Source organism: Acinetobacter rathckeae (genome assembly GCF_015627125.1).
Lineage (GTDB): Bacteria > Pseudomonadota > Gammaproteobacteria > Pseudomonadales > Moraxellaceae > Acinetobacter > Acinetobacter rathckeae.
Genome location: NZ_VTDO01000003.1, coordinates 16,832 through 32,949, shown reverse-complemented (window position 1 = coordinate 32,949; position 16,118 = coordinate 16,832). Strand labels below are relative to the sequence as shown.

At 42.2% G+C, this 16,118-nt stretch carries 20 protein-coding genes; all 20 read left to right on the top strand.

Annotated elements, in window-relative coordinates:
- The first annotated feature begins 19 nt into the window (after window positions 1–19).
- Window positions 20–472, top strand: coding sequence for a head completion/stabilization protein (locus tag I2F31_RS05755; protein WP_195773614.1), 453 nt, complete (start codon window positions 20–22; stop codon window positions 470–472).
- Window positions 469–681, top strand: a complete 213-nt coding sequence (locus I2F31_RS05750; RefSeq protein ID WP_195773613.1) for a tail protein X — start codon at window positions 469–471, stop codon at window positions 679–681. The genes I2F31_RS05755 and I2F31_RS05750 overlap by 4 nt, the downstream gene beginning before the upstream one ends.
- A 2-nt stretch (window positions 682–683) precedes the next feature.
- Window positions 684–1,058 carry a putative holin gene (locus I2F31_RS05745; protein WP_195773612.1) on the top strand — a complete coding sequence of 125 codons (375 nt, stop codon included), beginning with the start codon at window positions 684–686 and terminating at the stop codon, window positions 1,056–1,058.
- 3 nt (window positions 1,059–1,061) lie between these two features.
- The gene (locus tag I2F31_RS05740) at window positions 1,062–1,343 is read left to right on the top strand and encodes a phage holin family protein (protein WP_195773611.1); all 282 of its coding nucleotides are present in this window, start codon (window positions 1,062–1,064) and stop codon (window positions 1,341–1,343) included.
- Entirely contained in the window at window positions 1,340–2,197 is an 858-nt protein-coding gene (locus I2F31_RS05735) for an N-acetylmuramidase domain-containing protein (RefSeq protein WP_195773610.1), read from the top strand. Before I2F31_RS05740 ends, I2F31_RS05735 begins: the two co-directional genes overlap by 4 nt.
- Window positions 2,194–2,631 carry a DUF2570 family protein gene (locus tag I2F31_RS05730; RefSeq protein WP_195773609.1) on the top strand — a complete coding sequence of 146 codons (438 nt, stop codon included), beginning with the start codon at window positions 2,194–2,196 and terminating at the stop codon, window positions 2,629–2,631. The genes I2F31_RS05735 and I2F31_RS05730 overlap by 4 nt, the downstream gene beginning before the upstream one ends.
- On the top strand, window positions 2,522–2,749 hold the full coding sequence (lysC, locus tag I2F31_RS13490) for an Rz1-like lysis system protein LysC (RefSeq protein WP_407647867.1): 228 nt from the start codon (window positions 2,522–2,524) through the stop codon (window positions 2,747–2,749). The genes I2F31_RS05730 and lysC overlap by 110 nt, the downstream gene beginning before the upstream one ends.
- Window positions 2,733–3,257, top strand: a complete 525-nt coding sequence (locus I2F31_RS05725; RefSeq protein WP_195773608.1) for a phage tail protein — start codon at window positions 2,733–2,735, stop codon at window positions 3,255–3,257. The genes lysC and I2F31_RS05725 overlap by 17 nt, the downstream gene beginning before the upstream one ends.
- Window positions 3,258–3,259: 2 nt before the next feature.
- Window positions 3,260–3,706: a phage virion morphogenesis protein gene (locus I2F31_RS05720; RefSeq protein WP_195773607.1), complete on the top strand. Its 447-nt coding sequence runs from the start codon at window positions 3,260–3,262 to the stop codon at window positions 3,704–3,706.
- A 398-nt stretch (window positions 3,707–4,104) separates the two neighbouring features.
- Window positions 4,105–4,749, top strand: a complete 645-nt coding sequence (locus I2F31_RS05710; protein ID WP_195773665.1) for a phage baseplate assembly protein V — start codon at window positions 4,105–4,107, stop codon at window positions 4,747–4,749.
- The gene (locus I2F31_RS05705; protein WP_195773605.1) at window positions 4,746–5,090 is read left to right on the top strand and encodes a GPW/gp25 family protein; all 345 of its coding nucleotides are present in this window, start codon (window positions 4,746–4,748) and stop codon (window positions 5,088–5,090) included. Before I2F31_RS05710 ends, I2F31_RS05705 begins: the two co-directional genes overlap by 4 nt.
- Entirely contained in the window at window positions 5,087–5,983 is an 897-nt protein-coding gene (locus I2F31_RS05700; RefSeq protein WP_195773603.1) for a baseplate assembly protein, read from the top strand. Before I2F31_RS05705 ends, I2F31_RS05700 begins: the two co-directional genes overlap by 4 nt.
- Window positions 5,980–6,510, top strand: coding sequence for a phage tail protein I (locus I2F31_RS05695; protein ID WP_195773602.1), 531 nt, complete (start codon window positions 5,980–5,982; stop codon window positions 6,508–6,510). Before I2F31_RS05700 ends, I2F31_RS05695 begins: the two co-directional genes overlap by 4 nt.
- 4 nt (window positions 6,511–6,514) lie before the next feature.
- On the top strand, window positions 6,515–9,463 hold the full coding sequence (locus I2F31_RS05690; RefSeq protein ID WP_195773600.1) for a phage tail-collar fiber domain-containing protein: 2,949 nt from the start codon (window positions 6,515–6,517) through the stop codon (window positions 9,461–9,463).
- Between the two features lie 2 nt (window positions 9,464–9,465).
- Entirely contained in the window at window positions 9,466–9,957 is a 492-nt protein-coding gene (locus tag I2F31_RS05685) for a hypothetical protein (protein ID WP_195773598.1), read from the top strand.
- Window positions 9,958–10,053: 96 nt separating this feature from the next.
- Window positions 10,054–11,223, top strand: coding sequence for a phage tail sheath protein (locus tag I2F31_RS05680; RefSeq protein ID WP_195773596.1), 1,170 nt, complete (start codon window positions 10,054–10,056; stop codon window positions 11,221–11,223).
- A 13-nt stretch (window positions 11,224–11,236) separates the two neighbouring features.
- Window positions 11,237–11,752 (top strand): phage major tail tube protein, encoded by a 516-nt coding sequence (locus I2F31_RS05675; RefSeq protein ID WP_195773594.1) that lies wholly within the window; start codon window positions 11,237–11,239, stop codon window positions 11,750–11,752.
- A gap of 66 nt (window positions 11,753–11,818) precedes the next feature.
- Window positions 11,819–12,154, top strand: coding sequence for a phage tail assembly protein (locus I2F31_RS13295; protein WP_195773593.1), 336 nt, complete (start codon window positions 11,819–11,821; stop codon window positions 12,152–12,154).
- Window positions 12,121–12,282 carry a GpE family phage tail protein gene (locus I2F31_RS13290; RefSeq protein WP_195773664.1) on the top strand — a complete coding sequence of 54 codons (162 nt, stop codon included), beginning with the start codon at window positions 12,121–12,123 and terminating at the stop codon, window positions 12,280–12,282. The genes I2F31_RS13295 and I2F31_RS13290 overlap by 34 nt, the downstream gene beginning before the upstream one ends.
- Window positions 12,279–16,118, top strand: a complete 3,840-nt coding sequence (locus tag I2F31_RS05660) for a hypothetical protein (protein ID WP_195773591.1) — start codon at window positions 12,279–12,281, stop codon at window positions 16,116–16,118. The genes I2F31_RS13290 and I2F31_RS05660 overlap by 4 nt, the downstream gene beginning before the upstream one ends.

The window sequence follows — 16,118 nt, the reverse complement described above, 5'->3', positions numbered from 1 at the left end:
ACTAAACACGAGGTTTTATATGGGCTTTGTTGCCAACGGAAATACGACCAAAAGCAATATCACCATTGCTTCAAAACGTCAGTTTTTTCCAACGATTGCACTCGACGATATTAAGCAAGAGGTTCGAATTGATGGTGCAGTCACAGATGCACGGATCAAACAAGCCTTGCTTGAAGAAATGATCGATGTAAATCGATTGCTTGCCAGTCTCGTCCAACCCGACAAAACCTTAAGTGACCTTGCTACAGACCTGATCGATGGCCAAGCCGATACCGAGATTCTGTATTTTTCAGCAGTGGCCAATGGGGTTGCTGCCAAAATTGCCGAAAAGTACCGAAACTACGACAGCACCAACTCAGGCAATAAACGTGCTGAAGAAATCAGTGCAACCATTAACGAATACAAACGAAATAAAGTCTTTGCCATACAGCAACTCAAAGGTGAAAACCACTCCATTGTGGAGCTGATATGAGCAGAACAGTGAAATCGATTCAAAACGACACCATCGATAGCATTTGCTGGCGTTACTACGGACGAAGTTCAGGTGTTGTGGAACTGGTACTACAAGCCAATCCACAGCTTGCATTTTTTGATGCCATTTTACCGATGGCCACCGATGTATTACTCCCAGATATTGCCACACCCCAAAAAACAGAAACAACAATAAACCTATGGGATTAATCATGCCAGAACCAACCGCACCCATCGCCATCGTAGCTACTGCAGGAGCAGCATCACTTTTACCTTTTGTAAATGGTGATGCCTTGTTTGGTGCAGTCATTGGTGCTGCATTTATTGCGTTTTATACCCAAAACGTCAGCTACAAAAAACGCATTGGCACTTTTTTACTTTCCACCGCAATCGGCTACTTACTTGAACCAGAGCTGGTCAATCGCACCCCGATTGATAGCCATTCAACCGCAGCATTTGCCATTGCTCTGGTTGCCATCATTATTTTACAAAAAATTATTGCATGGCTAGAAAGTGCATCACTGCAAGACATTTGGAACACCATACGTGGTAAACCCACCGACCCAACAGACGACAAAAAGGAGTAAACCATGTGGGAATCTCTCTATTCAGCCATTGCCGTGATCTGCTACCTCATTGCAGCAACACGAATTTTATGTTTTGACAGCTTACAAACAAAGACCCATCACAACCGTATGCACCAGGCGATTGCAACACTACTGATTGCTGCATTTGCAGGGCAAAGCATCAATATCATTTTTTTAAAAGATCCTGTCACTATCTGGGATGCCTTTTTTGGCGTGGTGCTTTTGGCCGTGGTTTTACGTTCTAAAGGCAATATTGCCAGCATGTTTCGGAGTAATACCTTATGAGTCTTTTAAAATATGGAAGTAAAGGTGCTGAAGTTTATGGATTACAAAAAGCACTAATCCGACTGGGCTTTACCGATGCCCAAGGCAAACCACTGATTGCCGATGCAGATTTTGGATTAACCACTGAATATGCCGTGATGCAGTACCAAAAAAAAGCAGGATTGGTGGCTGATGGCAAAGTGGGTGATAAAACCCTCCAAGCCCTTGCAGGAAAAGACACCAGTAAATGCCTAAAAGACAGTGACTACCAAGCCGCAGCCAAACGTCTGAATGTACCAGAGTTATACATTCGAGTATTTGGTGCAGTTGAAAGTAATGGCCAAGGCTTTTTAGACAATGCCAAACCCAAAATACTGTTTGAACGCCATCGTATGTATGCCTACTTAAAACAAAAAATGGGGGAGGGTAAAGCCAATCAATGCATGGCAGCACAGCCAAATATTGTCAATACAGTTGCAGGTGGTTATCAAGGCGGAATAGCAGAGTACTACCGCTTAGCGTTGGCACAACAGATTGATCTAGAGTGTGCCTATCAGTCGACCAGTTGGGGGCAATTCCAAATCATGGGCGAAAATTGGCAAGCACTGGGCTATAAAACCGTTCAAGACTTTGTCAATGAACAATTCAATAGTGAATCTGCACAGCTTGAATCGTTTATTCGCTTTGTGGAATGGAAAACAGGCACGGTGAATAACCAAAAAGTGAAGCTAATTGATGCATTGCGTGAAGGCAATTGGGACATCGTATTTACCCTATACAACGGGGCAAATTATAAAAAACTCGGTTACCAAGCCAAATTCCAAAAGGAATGGGATCACCTCGAACCATTGTACGGAGTGAAACCTGCAGCATGATCACACTTGCCCTGATCCGATCATTCATCAAGCCAATCCTGATACTGCTTGCCATTTTCAGTGTTTGTATTGGCTTCAAGTACTACAACCATTTACAGCAAAGCATTGGCACACTTGAACACACCATCAAAACCCAAAACGACACCATCACCGAGCAAAAACAGATTGTTGAGCAGCTTAAACAGCAAATGACACAGCAACGTGTCGTGATGAACCAACTCCAAGCCAAACAAGAGCAACTCAATGTCATGGCACGACAGCGACAAAACAGCATCAAAGAGGTGTTTGCACATGATCAAATCAGTAAAAGTTGGGGCAGTCAGCCTGTCCCTGAGTCTATTATCCGCATGCTCAAGCCAACCGACAGCAATCACAGTCAACAAGAGCAACTATCCAGTACTCAGCCCATGCCAACCCGAACCGATCAGCATTGAAACCAATGCCGACCTTGCCACGGCACTCATTCAAAGAGACACTGAACTGGCACAATGTGCATTAAAGGTCGATAGCATCATACAAATACAGGCCATAGAAAATGAAAAAGCCCAATAGCCTACGCAGTTTTTTACTAGACGCTATACCAGAGCTACAAAATGATCCTGACCGGTTACTGATATTTGTAGATGAGGGCAGTATCAAAAGCACCATGGCCAATGGTTTGTCTTTTGAATACAGTTACCGTTTAAAAATGATTTTAACCGATTATGCAGGCGACCTTGCTGCAGTCAGTATTCCTGTCTTGGATTGGGTGCGTATCAATCAATCCGAGCTTTTAGTCAATTTAGACAAAGTACATGATGGCATTAAATTTGAGGCTGAAATCTTAGCCAATGATAAAGTCGACTTAGTCATTGATATGCCACTCACAGAACGAGTGATCGTCAAAAAAGACCAAAACCAACTGAGTGTCAACTACCCAGACGAGCCACAATATACCAAAGCCGAACCTAAACAACAGGTCTCACTGATTGACCAAAAAACAGGGCAAGTGATTACATCTTGGATGTCCTCTGAACAACAAGAAATATATACCCTTGATATGCCTTATCCGAGTCGATAACCATGGCAGAACTTGAAGCCTTACCCGAACATTTAAATGCCCTGGTGTTTAAGCTCAGCGAACAAGAGCGTAAAAAACTCTTAATGCAAGTGGCTCGTAAGATTAGGCAAAGTCAAAAAACAAGAATCACACAACAAAGCAATCCCGATGGGTCAAAGTATATCCCTCGTAAAAACTTGCGTGGTCGCAAAGGTAAAATTAAACAACGCATGTTTAATCAAATTAAAAATGCCAAATACTTACGCATTGAGAAAATAGAACAAGGTGTAGCGATTGGTTTTAATGAACGGCTTTCAAGGATTGCACTGGTGCACCAAGAAGGTTTAGTGGATCGGGTCGATCGTACATCTCGTTCACCCACTGTGAAATATGCCAAACGTGAGTTATTGGGCTTTACCGATGCAGAAATTGCGTTGATTGAGAGTGAAGTGCTGAATTATTTAAATTGATTTTTCAGTAGCTTTAATAGTTCATCGCATAGCTAATTTTCACAAACTTAACATTGATTGGTAAGCCTTTATTTAGCTCTAAAAAAAGCCCGAACTTGTTATGTTGATCAGCAGTTTTTTTAAACCAGATAGTATTGCTTGGCTCAGCCAATGGCTTTTTTTCTTGTAATGTCTGTGCATGAACAATGCGGATGAATAATAAATACATACTTAAAATAAGCAATATGCGAAAACACTGGCTGAATGTCATCATAACCCTGAAACGATAGAATGTAGTCAATAAGTATCTATCCTTTCAGGAACTCTCACCATATTCCAAAGCCCCCTTTGAGTTGTATAACTGCGTTATACAACTCAAAGCACATGCAAAAACCATAAAAATAAAACACGATGGCATCATGAATGCCGACACCAATAGACGCTTAGAAAACTTGATCCGTATTGGAACAATCGCTAGCGTTACACCCGAACAACCTTTTCATACCGTTACAGTCAACTTAGGTGACATCGTAACCGCACCCTTACGCCTACTTAACATGCGAGCAGGCACAGATAAAACCCATGATTTACCCAGCATTGGTGAAGAGTGTGTGGTGATAAGTCCAAGTGGTGAATTGGCACTCGGCATTGTTATTTGTGGCCTAAATAATGAAAATTTTCCAACACCCTCACAAAACCCAGACATCAAACTTAGAGTCTTTGAAGATGGGGCAATCATCAGCTACGACACTAAAAATCATGCATTACAAGCCATTTTGCCATCTGCAGGCACTGCACTACTGACAGCAAAAGGTGGGATTACCATCAATGGTGATACTACCATCAACGGAAATCTTACCACCAATGGCAATGTACAAACCAATGGCAACACCACCATGACAGGAAACAACAGTGTAGGTGGTAGTCAATCCGTCTCTGGTACCAGTCAATCGACAGGAAGTATTAGCACCAGTGGCGATGTCAGTGCAGGTGGCATTAGTCTGAAAAATCACAAACACAATGGCGTGAAAGGTGGATCAGACACATCAGGAGGTGCGGTGTGATTTCAAAAGACACAGGTCAGCTACTCAGCAACGAAATTGATCGTATTAAACAATCTATACAAGAAATACTTTCCACGCCTAAAGGCTCACGCATCATGCGTAGACAGTTTGGTTCAGATATTCCAAACCTAATCGACCAACCATTGAATGACATTTTAATCTTGCGTATTTATTCAGCAATTTACACACCACTATTGCTGTGGGAAGACCGCATCAGCATAGAAAGCATTGCCGTCACTCAATTAACAAAAGGAACGATCGACATTTCACTCGAAGCAGTACATATGTCGAGCAATCAGAACCTAAACTTAAATATACCGTTAAAAATGGGTGCAGCATGAACGTCATCTTTAGTCAGCTAACACCACCGCAAATGATCGAAGTCATCGACTTTGAAACACTACTACAAGAGAGAAAAGAGCAACTCATTGCGAAATGGTCAAGCATAAGCGACCAGGACTACGTTAGAGATATGCTAAATCGTGATAGCGAACCACTCACAAAGTATTTACAAGAAAATGTATATAGAGAGTTGCTACTTAGAAACCGCATTAACACTGCATCACAAGCTGTACTGCTGGCCTATGCCACAGGTACAGACTTAGATGCTGTTGCAGCAAATTTTGATGTCAAACGCTTAACGGTCGCCGCAGCAACCAGCACCAGTGCTGCAGTGTATGAATCCGATGAAGATTTACGTACCCGGACACAAATGAAATTTGATTCACTCAGTACCGCAGGACCAGAAAACGCATATAAATACCATGCCTTTTCAGCCGATGGCCGTGTGGCAGATGTTTCAGTAACATCCCCAAACCCTGCATATGTCAACATCACCATCTTGCAAAAAGATGCCGACAAAAACATTGCATCTACAGAGCTGATTCAAAAAGTGGCCAATGCCCTCGCACCTGAGAGTGTTCGTCCTATTGGTGATCGTATTACTGTAAAAACGGCAGAAATTATTGAGTATAGTATCGATGCATCTATATATATTGGAAAAGACCCTGAAGGGGCAACCCTCTTAGAGCAAGCAAAAAGTAATATCTTAGCTTATACCACTAAACAAAAACGCCTCGGACGCTCTATTTATCTCAGTGAAATTTATGCACAACTGCATGTCACTGGTGTCAGCCATGTTGTCCTTAATACCCCAAAAAACGACACCATTTTAACAACAGAACAAGCCAGCTTTTGTACGAACATCAACCTGACGTTAGCAGGTGTTGAATGAGCCAACTATTGCCCCCCAATGCCACAACATTTGAGCGTTATTTAAGTGAAGTCAGTCGTAAAAATACCGAACTTGCAGTCAACATCAAATCTATCGCACAGATTGATCAAGTACCTGACCAATTCCTATCATTTTTAGCATGGCAGTACTCGGTTGATAGTTGGGACAACAATTGGCAACCCTCACTCAAAAGAGAACGTATTAAGGCCGCCTTTGCACAGCATCAAGTCAAAGGTACAAAAGCTGCAGTCCGTGCAGTACTGGCACAGTTTGGCTTTGAATGCACATTCACCGAATGGTTCGACATGCAACCCATCGGTACACCAGGCACGTTTAAATTAGAGCTTGATTTAAATGGCATGGAACTTACTGAAGAAACTTATATCGAAGTCAATCGCTTAGTCAAAGATGCCAAGCCTGCAAGTCGTCATTTAACCAATCTTATTATTAATGTTTTACCCCTATGTATTCCGTACTATGCAGTCGGTGTACACAGTGCGGAAACGGTCACCATCTATGTAGAGTAATGCTATGCCAACATATAAAGGTATTTTAACAAATAACGGTAAAGCACTTTTTGCCAATGCATCAATCAATAGTAAGATTAACTTCACCCATATTGCTTTGGGCGATGGTAATGGCTCAGTACCAACACCAAGTGAAAACCGCAGTGCATTAATCAATGAAAAATCTCGCATTGCCCTGAATGCTGTTGGTATCAATCCAAATAACAACAATCAATTGGTCTGTGAAGCTATTGTCCCAAGCAATATTGGTGGTTTCACTATTCGGGAACTTGGCTTATATGCAGGTGATGTCCTTGTTGTACATAGCAACTACCCAGCCACAGTTAAACCCACAGCAGATGACGGTGCTGCACGTGAACTGAACATTAAAATGGTCGTCAACATACAAAATGCAGATGTGACTGCTGTTTATTTAGATGACTCTCTTATCTATGCAACACGTGAGTGGGTAAAAACCAACTATATTCCACGATCTGATCTTGTAAATGACCTCAGCACGGGTGGTAGTAGCAAACCACTTTCAGCTGAGCAAGGTAAGGTGCTACAAAACAATAAAGTCCAACTTGACCCATCGCCTACAGCACAAGGGGCGTACGTGGCATGGAACAAAACCAGTGGTCAAGGTCGAACTGACATCATTAGCAGTAAAGGTCTTGGCGTTGGTGGGTTTGAGTTTTGGAATGGTAAAGATGGTAATTTTTCAAGTATTGCAGTCATTGACTCAAACGGGAACTTCTCCAAAAATGCAGCATCGGCAACTAAGCTCCAAAATGCACGGAGCATCAACATTACAGGCGATGCTACAGCATCTGCCAGCTTTGATGGCACATCCGATGCACAGCTCAACCTCATTCTAGCCAATAGTGGTGTAGTTGCAAATACCTATGGTACAAACCTTAAAATCCCAGCACTCAATGTCAATGCCAAAGGCCTGATTACATCCGTCACCGAACAAAACTTACCTATCGTTAATGATTTAACCACAGGTGGTAGCAGTAACTTACTCTCAGCAGAGCAAGGTAAAGTATTACAAAATAATAAAGTCCAACTTGATCCATCGCCATCAAACCAAGGATCTTATATGGCATGGAACAAAACCAATGGTCAGGGTCGAACAGACATTGTAAACCATCAAGGGCAAGGGACTGGTGGCTTCGAGTTTTGGAATGGTAAAGATGGTAACTTCATAAGCATCGCCACTATTTACTCGGATGGCACATATTCTAAAAATGCGGCATCGGCAACCAAGCTACTCAACACTCGTAAAATCAATGGTACAGACTTTGATGGTACAACAGACATCAGTATCAAACGTATCGACAGCTCTGGCGATCTAGCCCTGATTAAATCAGGCGGTGGTGCAACAGGGCTTAATTTATTTCAAATCTACAATAATGGCTACCCTGCCATTTATGGAAATCTATTGCACATTGGTGGTGCAGGAAACAATCAACTGGCGTGCAGTTGGTCTGGTGATAACAGGCTATATCATCGTTCAAAAACAGATTTATCCAATGACTGGTCAAACTGGAGTACTTTGGCATTCACCACAGACAATGTTTCATCGGCAACTAAGCTCCAAAATGCACGGAGCATCAACATTACAGGCGATGCTACAGCATCTGCCAGCTTTGATGGTACATCCAATGCTCAGCTTAATCTCAGTTTAGCCAATAGTGGGGTGACTTCAGGAAATTATGGCACAAACCTAAAAGTGCCACGCTTCGCTGTTAATACAAAAGGCTTGATCACTTCAGTCACCGAACAAAACTTGCCTGTGATCAATGATCTCTCGACAGGAGGTAGCAGTAACTTACTATCAGCAGAGCAAGGCAAAGTGCTACAAAACAATAAAGTCCAACTTGATCCATCGCCAACAGCACAAGGGGCATTTATGGCATGGAATAAAACCAGTGGCCAAGGTCGAGCAGACATTATTAGCAGTAGAGGCCTTGGTGTAGGTGGGTTTGAGTTTTGGAACGGTAAAGATGGTAATTTTTCAAGTATTGCAGTCATTGACTCAAATGGTAACTTCTCCAAAAATGCAGCATCGGCAACCAAACTTCAAAATACTCGCAATATCAACATTTCAGGAGATGCCACAGCCTCAGCAGGCTTTGATGGCACATCCGATGCACAGCTCAATCTCACTTTAGCCAATAGTGGAGTGACTGCAGGTAGTTATGGTAGCAACCTCAAAATTCCAGCACTCAAGGTCAATGCCAAGGGTTTGATTACATCGGTCACCGAACAAAGCATACCTGTAATTAATGATTTAACCACAGGTGGTAGCAGTAACTTACTATCAGCAGAGCAAGGTAAATTGCTACAGATCACTAAAACCCCACTTTTAGATGATAAAACAGTCCCATTAAACCAAGGCTCGTATATTGGTTGGAATCGTAATGTCGGCTTAGGCCGTATGGATTTGATTAATCACTATGGCGGTGGTTCAGGCGGATTTGAGTTTTGGAATGGGAAAGATGGTAAGTTTACAAGCATTGTTACCATTGATAGCTTTGGCAACTACTTGGGAAATGCGATATCAGCAAATCGACTCCAAAACGCACGAAACATTGCACTTTCAGGTGACGTATCAGGCAGTGCAGATTTTGATGGTACAGGTAACATTAACATAAGCACTGTGCTTAATAATTTTCAAAACTCTAAGGCACAAAATGGCTATAGCTTTTTAGGCAACGGCATCATTATGCAATGGGCAAAAATCAGCGGAAACACCAGCTCAAACCGAACCATCACGCTCCCTATTACCTTTCCAAACGCAGTCACTTTTTTTAGTGGGACTTACGCAGCAACCAGAGATGGAAATTCAACAAAAAATATTTCATTAGACACACGAAACTTAGCTACGTCTAACATTTCATCATTACCTGTTTGGATCGGGTCAGCTGACTATGAAGACGTGGTATACATCTTTGCCATAGGGTATTAAACATGATTTATTTTAGTGAAAAACAACAGTCTTTCTACGACTCAAACTTAACATACACCGAACAACCAGATGATCTTGTAAACATCACTGAGGAACAACACAGTGAAGCCTTAGAAAAAATCAATGATGGTCACTATGTATTTTCCGATATGACTTATTCAGAACAAAAGCCAACACCTTATCATGTTTGGCAAGACAAAAAATGGCAAGACCTCCGTACCGATGCCGAGAAGCGTCAACAGTTTTTACAAACACTGACACCACTGACTCAACGCCAATTTAAATTGATCTTGCTTAAATATGATTTACTTACGGCCATAGAACAGCAGATCAATGCAATTAAAGACACCAAAACACAAGCACAGATCAAAATTGAATATGACTATGCCACCACATTTGAACGAGAAAGTGAAACCATAGTCTATATGTCAGGCCTAATTGGCCTAAGCTCAGACCAAGTCGACACCATGTGGCAACAAGCTATGGCACTTTGAGTTGTATAACTGCGTTATACAACTCAAAGCACATGAAAAGAGACATTAATTCTGTAAACCTGTGATTTGAAAAATACCAACAATCACAGGTTTTTTATGTCTTCATACCACCATGGTGTCAAAGTACTCGAACTTGATGATGGCACACGACCAATCCAGACCGTTGCATCATCAATTATCGGTACAGTTGTCACTGCCTCAGATGCAGATGCAACCACATTCCCCCTTAACAAAGCTGTACTCATTACCAACCCACAAGCAGCACTCACCAGTGCTGGCACAAAAGGTACATTGGCCAAAGTTCTACAAGCCATTGCAGACCAGGGCAACTATGCCACGGTTGTGGTTCGTGTCGAACAACTCAGTGATGCTGCAGCACAAATTTCTGCCGTAATCGGTGGCAGTAGCAATGGAAGCTATACAGGACTCAAAGCATTACTTGCATCAGAAGCACAGCTTGGTGTGAAACCACGTATTTTAGCAGTCCCTGGTTTAGACACACCTGCAGTGGCTACCGCTTTAGTCTCTATTGCACAACAGCTCAGAGGCTTTGCTTACGTTTCTGCGTATAACTGTAAAACAAAAGAAGAAGCTGTGGCCTACCGACAGACCTTAGGGGCTCGTGAAGTCATGGTCATTTGGCCTGACTTTTTAGGCTGGGACAGCACCGCCAATGCCACCACGACCTTTGATGCCACTGCACGAGCCATTGGCTTACGTGCAAAAATTGACAATGAACAAGGCTGGCACAAAACGCTGTCAAACGTGGTAGTTAATGGTGTCACAGGCATGAGCAAAGATGTCTATTTTCAACTCCAAGACTCAAGCACAGATGCCAACTACCTCAACGAACAAGAAGTGACCACCATCATTCAACGTGATGGCTTACGTTTTTGGGGTTCACGTACCTGTTCAGCAGACCCACTATATGCATTTGAAAACTACACACGTACTGCACAAATCTTAGCAGATACCATGGCAGAGGCTCACTTTTGGGCAGTCGATAAACCACTATCACCAAGCCTTGCACGAGACCTCATCGAAGGCATTAATGCCAAACTACGTGAGTTAATCAATGCAGGCTACTTACTCGGTGGTGAGTGTTGGATCAATCCAACCAGCAATAGCAAAGAAGTACTTAAAGCAGGGCAACTTCTCATTGACTACAGCTACACACCTGTACCACCGCTTGAGAACCTCACACTACGCCAACGCATTACAGACAGCTATTTAGCCAGTTTTGCTGCCAATGTCACTGCAGGATAAGGAGTAAAACACTATGGCTTTACCTAAAAAACTCAAAATGATGAACCTGTTTAATGAAGGTAACTCCTACCTTGGTCAAACAGGTGAAATCACGTTACCCAAACTCACTGCCAAATTAGAAAATTGGCGTGGTGGTGGCATGATGGGCAACGTCAAAATCGACCTTGGTTTTGCCGATGATATGACCGAATTTACATGGAAACTCGGTGGTATTGACCCACTGGTGCTTAAACAATTTGGTGCAGCTACCATCTCTGCCTACGGTTTACGTTTTGCAGGCTCATACCAGCGCGATGACACAGGTGAAACATCTGCACTCGAAATCGTTATTCGTGGTCGTCATGAGGAAATTGACTTTGGCAATGCCAAAGCAGGTGACGAAACTGAACAAACCATTAAAACAGTCTGGTCGTATTACAAGCTTTCAATCGATGGCCAACCGATCATCGAAATCGACATTCCAAACCTTATTTATGTGGTCAACGGCAAAGACATGTATGCCGAACACCGTAAAAATATTGGCCTTTAAGTTTCCACCCCTCTACATCTACATAGTGGTGTAGAGGTTTTTTTACATTTTTTTGGATAAAACAATATGACTACCCCAGACCAGATCGAAAATCAAAAAGCCATTCAACTCGACACCTATACAGTCGAATTAGATGAACCAATCAAAGTCGGTGGCAGTGAAATCAAACAGCTTGAACTCCGTAAACCCAATATTGCAGCATTACGCAACATTAAATTGTCTGAACTTATGCAAGGTGATGTTGCCAGTATCGTAGAGATACTACCTCGTGTCTGCACACCATTTCTGACCAAAGAACAAATCAACCAACTAGAACCTGCCGACATCGCACAAGTCGGTGGTGTGATTATGAGTTTTTTGCAACCGAAATCAGTACGTGCGGAAATGTTTCGCCAACAGTAGAAGATGCCATCGCAAACATTGCGGTGGTCTTTCATTGGCCACCGCAAACCTACAATGACATGTCTTTAACTGAACTGATGCAATGGCATCAAAAAGCCATTGAACGAAATGGAAATGATGCCGAATGAAACCGTTACGCCTAGAAGTACTTTTTGGGGCAAAAAATAGCTTATCCCCAACATTAAAAATGCTAACGAGCAGTAGTCAATCTGCTGCTTCAGCATTTAAAAAAACCCGTGAAGAAATTAAAGCCCTTGAAGAACAACAAAAACAAATTGATGGTTATTTAAAACAAAAAAAAGCACTAGAAAGCAATACATCAGCCTTACAAACAATGCATGAAAAACTGGCTCAACTTCGTAAAGACATGGCCAGTAACACAGCAGAAAAATTTGCTACTGATTTAAACAGTGCGAAAGTTAAACTGGCAGCAACTAATGCAGAAATAAAGCGTCTAACTGATCAACAAAAGAAAATAGACCTATTTTCATCTCAAAAAAAATCACTGCTTGAAACACAAAAAAGTTACGATGCTTTAAAACTAAAAATTAAGGCACTAAAACAAGAAATGCAAAATGGTTCATCTGCAAAGATGAATAAAGATTTTGCGACAGCAACCAAACAAGCTGAACGTTTCAAGAGTAAAATTGAACAGCAAAATATCAGCTTGCAACGCTCACGTGATGCACTAAAAGAGGTGGGAGTCAGTACACAAGGTCTAGCAAAAACTCAGTCCCAACTGCGTAATACAATGGAGCAACTCGGTACAAGCCAAACCAAACAAGCGACCAGTATCAATAGTCTAAAAAAAGCATATGATGATGAAAAAAAAGCACTTGATCAGCTTTCAAAACAGCTCAATAGCACCGATAAAGAGGCTAAAAAATTAGATAACACCGTTCGTGAGCAAAAACAAAAGTTGCAAGAGCTAAAAAATGGATTAAATAGCTCAGGTACATCAACACAAAATCTAGCTGAGCATCAACGTAGCCTAACCAGCCGAATTAATCAGGCCAATGGCTCACTTGAGGCACAAAAAACTAAACTTAAAAACCTCAATCAAATTCAACAAACCCACGCTAGATATCGTGACAACACACAAAAAGCCACCACGGCAGGCATTACCATGGCCACGACAGGTGCAGCCACATTTTACTCAATGAAAAAACCCATTGAGGAAAATAAAAAAATAGATATCGAACAAAACCGTATTGCATCACTTGGTCTTGGTAAAGAATCTACCAAAGAAGCTATAGACTACGCTCGTGCCATGAAAACATTCGGTACCAGTACGCTAGATAATATGACCCTTGTTCGTGATGGTATTACCGCATTTGCAGACGTACACCATGCAAAAATGGTTGCACCCATGCTGGCAAAAATGAAATTTGCCAATGAGGCCATGTATGGTCAAGAACATGGTGCAGATAATGAAAAAAAGTTCATGGATATGCTCAAAGTCATTGAAATGCGTAATGGTTTAAAAAGCGAAGGGGCCTTTAAAGAACAGGCCAACATGATACAACAGGTCATCACTGCAACTGGTGGCCGAGTGCAACCAGAGGAATGGTTAAATCTTATTAAAACAGGTGGTATCGCAGCAAAAGGGGTTGATAACAAGTCGTTTTACCACACCCTAGAACCATTGGTACAAGAAATGGGAGGATTTAGAGTCGGTACAGCTCTCATGTCTTCATATGCAAATCTATATCAAGGAAGAACAACCAAACGTGCAGCTAAAAACTTAGAGAAATTTGACCTGATTGGTGACCCATCAAAGGTACGTCATGACAAAACAGGCAATTTATCTTATCTAGATATCGGTGCAATCAAGGGTGCTGATCTCTTTAAAAAAGATCAATTTGCATGGATGGAACAAGTACTTGTGCCTGCCTTAAATAAAAAAGGCATCACCAAAGAAGGCGATGTCATCGATGCGATTGGTAGTATTTTTTCAAACCGAACAGCGTCTAACTTAATTGCAACTATGTACCAACAGCGAGAGAATATTCATAAAAACCAAAAACTCAATGCTGGTGCAGACAACATAGACCAACTGAATGATAAAGCACAAAATACGACAACGGGTAAAGAACTTGAAGCTCGAGCAAAACTACACGATGCCTATCTAGAGTTTGGTCACACCATACTTCCCATTTACACCAGTGCCATTGTCACCGCAACCAATGCATTTAAAAACATGACAGGATGGATGCAACAAAACCCAATGTTGGCTAAAGTCATTGGTGTCGGTCTAGTGGGGATTGCGACTAGTCTGATCGCCATTGGTGGTGCATTAGTGGTGTTCTCTCCCCTCATTATGAGCATGCTCAGTTTACGGCTCGTCATGGCATCACTCAGTGGCAGTGGCACAGCCATGGGTTTTGTTTTTAAAATGCTCATGTCACCACTAAAACTGTTTGGTACAGCCATGTTGTGGCTGGGTCGTATAATGCTCGCTAACCCAATCATCTTGGCTATTACAGTTATCGCAGGCGCGGCCTACCTTATTTATAAAAACTGGACACCAATATCAAAGTTTTTTAGCAATATCTGGCAAAAAATAAGCCAGCTATTTAATTCAGGTGTCACTGCAGTAGCTGGCTTCTTTACAGGCTTATGGACATCCATTAAAGACATTTTTAACAGCATAGATCAAGTATTTGTAAACAATCCCATCTTAAACTTCCTACTACCGCTGATCGGCATCCCACGTCTTATCATCAGCAACTGGGGAAGTATCAGCCAATTTTTCACAGGCTTGTGGCAAACAGTCAGCAACAGTGCATCAAGTGCATGGAACAGCCTTACTACAGGTACATCAGAGGCATGGAACAGTGTTGTAATGTACTTTAGCCCACTCGGTGAGTGGTTTAATGCTCAGTGGCAAACGGTAAAACAAGGAGCAACCGATCTATGGGCAAGCTTTAGCAGTGGTGCGAGTGACACTTGGAACAGTTTAACCACCACATTTGCACCTGCAGGGGCGTGGTTTAGTGAACGCTGGAACGACATCAAAAATGCCTTTAATGGTGGCCTTGTTGGAGTAAGCTCACTCATTATCAACTGGTCACCAATCGGCTTATTTTACACCGCATTTTCGTCTGTACTCAGTTGGTTCGGTATCGACCTGCCAAGCAAGTTTACAGGCTTCGGTGGTATGATTATCGATGGCCTCATTTCAGGTATAGAAAAAGGCTTCGATAAACTAAAAAATGTCTGGACAACCATCAACTCATGGTTACCCGACTGGACACGCAAGAGCATGGACATTCATTCACCCTCACGTGTTATGGCAGGGCTTGGTGGCTATGTGGTCGATGGCTTAACGGTAGGCCTAGACAAGAGATTTCCATCACTTAAAAGCAAATTCAACCATGTGCTTGGCGTATTTAATCAGCCAATTCAATCACCACAAGCCACTTTACCAGATGTATCACAAGACCATGTCACCCCACCAAATAAAATACTCAGTCATGTACAGCAACTGGGAAACACGGTTGCACAGCGAATCAATCAACAATTTCCAACCCTTAAAAACAAACTAAGCCAAGCATTTGAGCAGTTTAAAAACATGCCCTTGGTCAGTGCATTCATACCAAGCCAGTTCAATCAAACACGAGACTACAGCAACCCAATCGAACAACCTAAAACAGATCTGCAGACCCGTTTTAAACACTTTGCACAGTCGCTCACTCAAAGCAACGCCCCCGAACTACAAAACAGCCCAAGCGTACTGTCAAACATCCAACCCATTGTAGAGAAAATTAAGAGCTTCACGCTCAGCAATAGCCCAACAAGCAACACGCCAGCCACAATTGAGGGAGATACCTTTCATGTCACCTTTCAAACACAAGCAGGACAAAATGACAAAGAACTCTTTAATGACTTTAAACGCATGATTGAAGAATACGACCGAAAAAAACAAATTCGACTTCGCAACAAATTTACAGACCAGGACTAA

Excerpts from the sequence above, each read along its gene's own strand:
- I2F31_RS05725 (WP_195773608.1), top strand. The coding sequence starts at position 2,733 with ATGAAAAAGCCCAATAGCCTACGCAGTTTTTTACTAGACGCTATACCA.
- I2F31_RS05700 (WP_195773603.1), top strand. The coding sequence starts at position 5,087 with ATGAACGTCATCTTTAGTCAGCTAACACCACCGCAAATGATCGAAGTC.
- I2F31_RS05660 (WP_195773591.1), top strand. The coding sequence starts at position 12,279 with ATGAAACCGTTACGCCTAGAAGTACTTTTTGGGGCAAAAAATAGCTTA.
- I2F31_RS05690 (WP_195773600.1), top strand. The coding sequence starts at position 6,515 with ATGCCAACATATAAAGGTATTTTAACAAATAACGGTAAAGCACTTTTT.
- I2F31_RS05720 (WP_195773607.1), top strand. The coding sequence starts at position 3,260 with ATGGCAGAACTTGAAGCCTTACCCGAACATTTAAATGCCCTGGTGTTT.
- I2F31_RS05675 (WP_195773594.1), top strand. The coding sequence starts at position 11,237 with ATGGCTTTACCTAAAAAACTCAAAATGATGAACCTGTTTAATGAAGGT.
- I2F31_RS05735 (WP_195773610.1), top strand. The coding sequence starts at position 1,340 with ATGAGTCTTTTAAAATATGGAAGTAAAGGTGCTGAAGTTTATGGATTA.
- I2F31_RS05730 (WP_195773609.1), top strand. The coding sequence starts at position 2,194 with ATGATCACACTTGCCCTGATCCGATCATTCATCAAGCCAATCCTGATA.
- I2F31_RS05685 (WP_195773598.1), top strand. The coding sequence starts at position 9,466 with ATGATTTATTTTAGTGAAAAACAACAGTCTTTCTACGACTCAAACTTA.
- I2F31_RS05755 (WP_195773614.1), top strand. The coding sequence starts at position 20 with ATGGGCTTTGTTGCCAACGGAAATACGACCAAAAGCAATATCACCATT.
- I2F31_RS05750 (WP_195773613.1), top strand. The coding sequence starts at position 469 with ATGAGCAGAACAGTGAAATCGATTCAAAACGACACCATCGATAGCATT.
- I2F31_RS05745 (WP_195773612.1), top strand. The coding sequence starts at position 684 with ATGCCAGAACCAACCGCACCCATCGCCATCGTAGCTACTGCAGGAGCA.
- I2F31_RS05740 (WP_195773611.1), top strand. The coding sequence starts at position 1,062 with ATGTGGGAATCTCTCTATTCAGCCATTGCCGTGATCTGCTACCTCATT.
- I2F31_RS05680 (WP_195773596.1), top strand. The coding sequence starts at position 10,054 with ATGTCTTCATACCACCATGGTGTCAAAGTACTCGAACTTGATGATGGC.
- I2F31_RS05710 (WP_195773665.1), top strand. The coding sequence starts at position 4,105 with ATGAATGCCGACACCAATAGACGCTTAGAAAACTTGATCCGTATTGGA.
- I2F31_RS05695 (WP_195773602.1), top strand. The coding sequence starts at position 5,980 with ATGAGCCAACTATTGCCCCCCAATGCCACAACATTTGAGCGTTATTTA.
- I2F31_RS13295 (WP_195773593.1), top strand. The coding sequence starts at position 11,819 with ATGACTACCCCAGACCAGATCGAAAATCAAAAAGCCATTCAACTCGAC.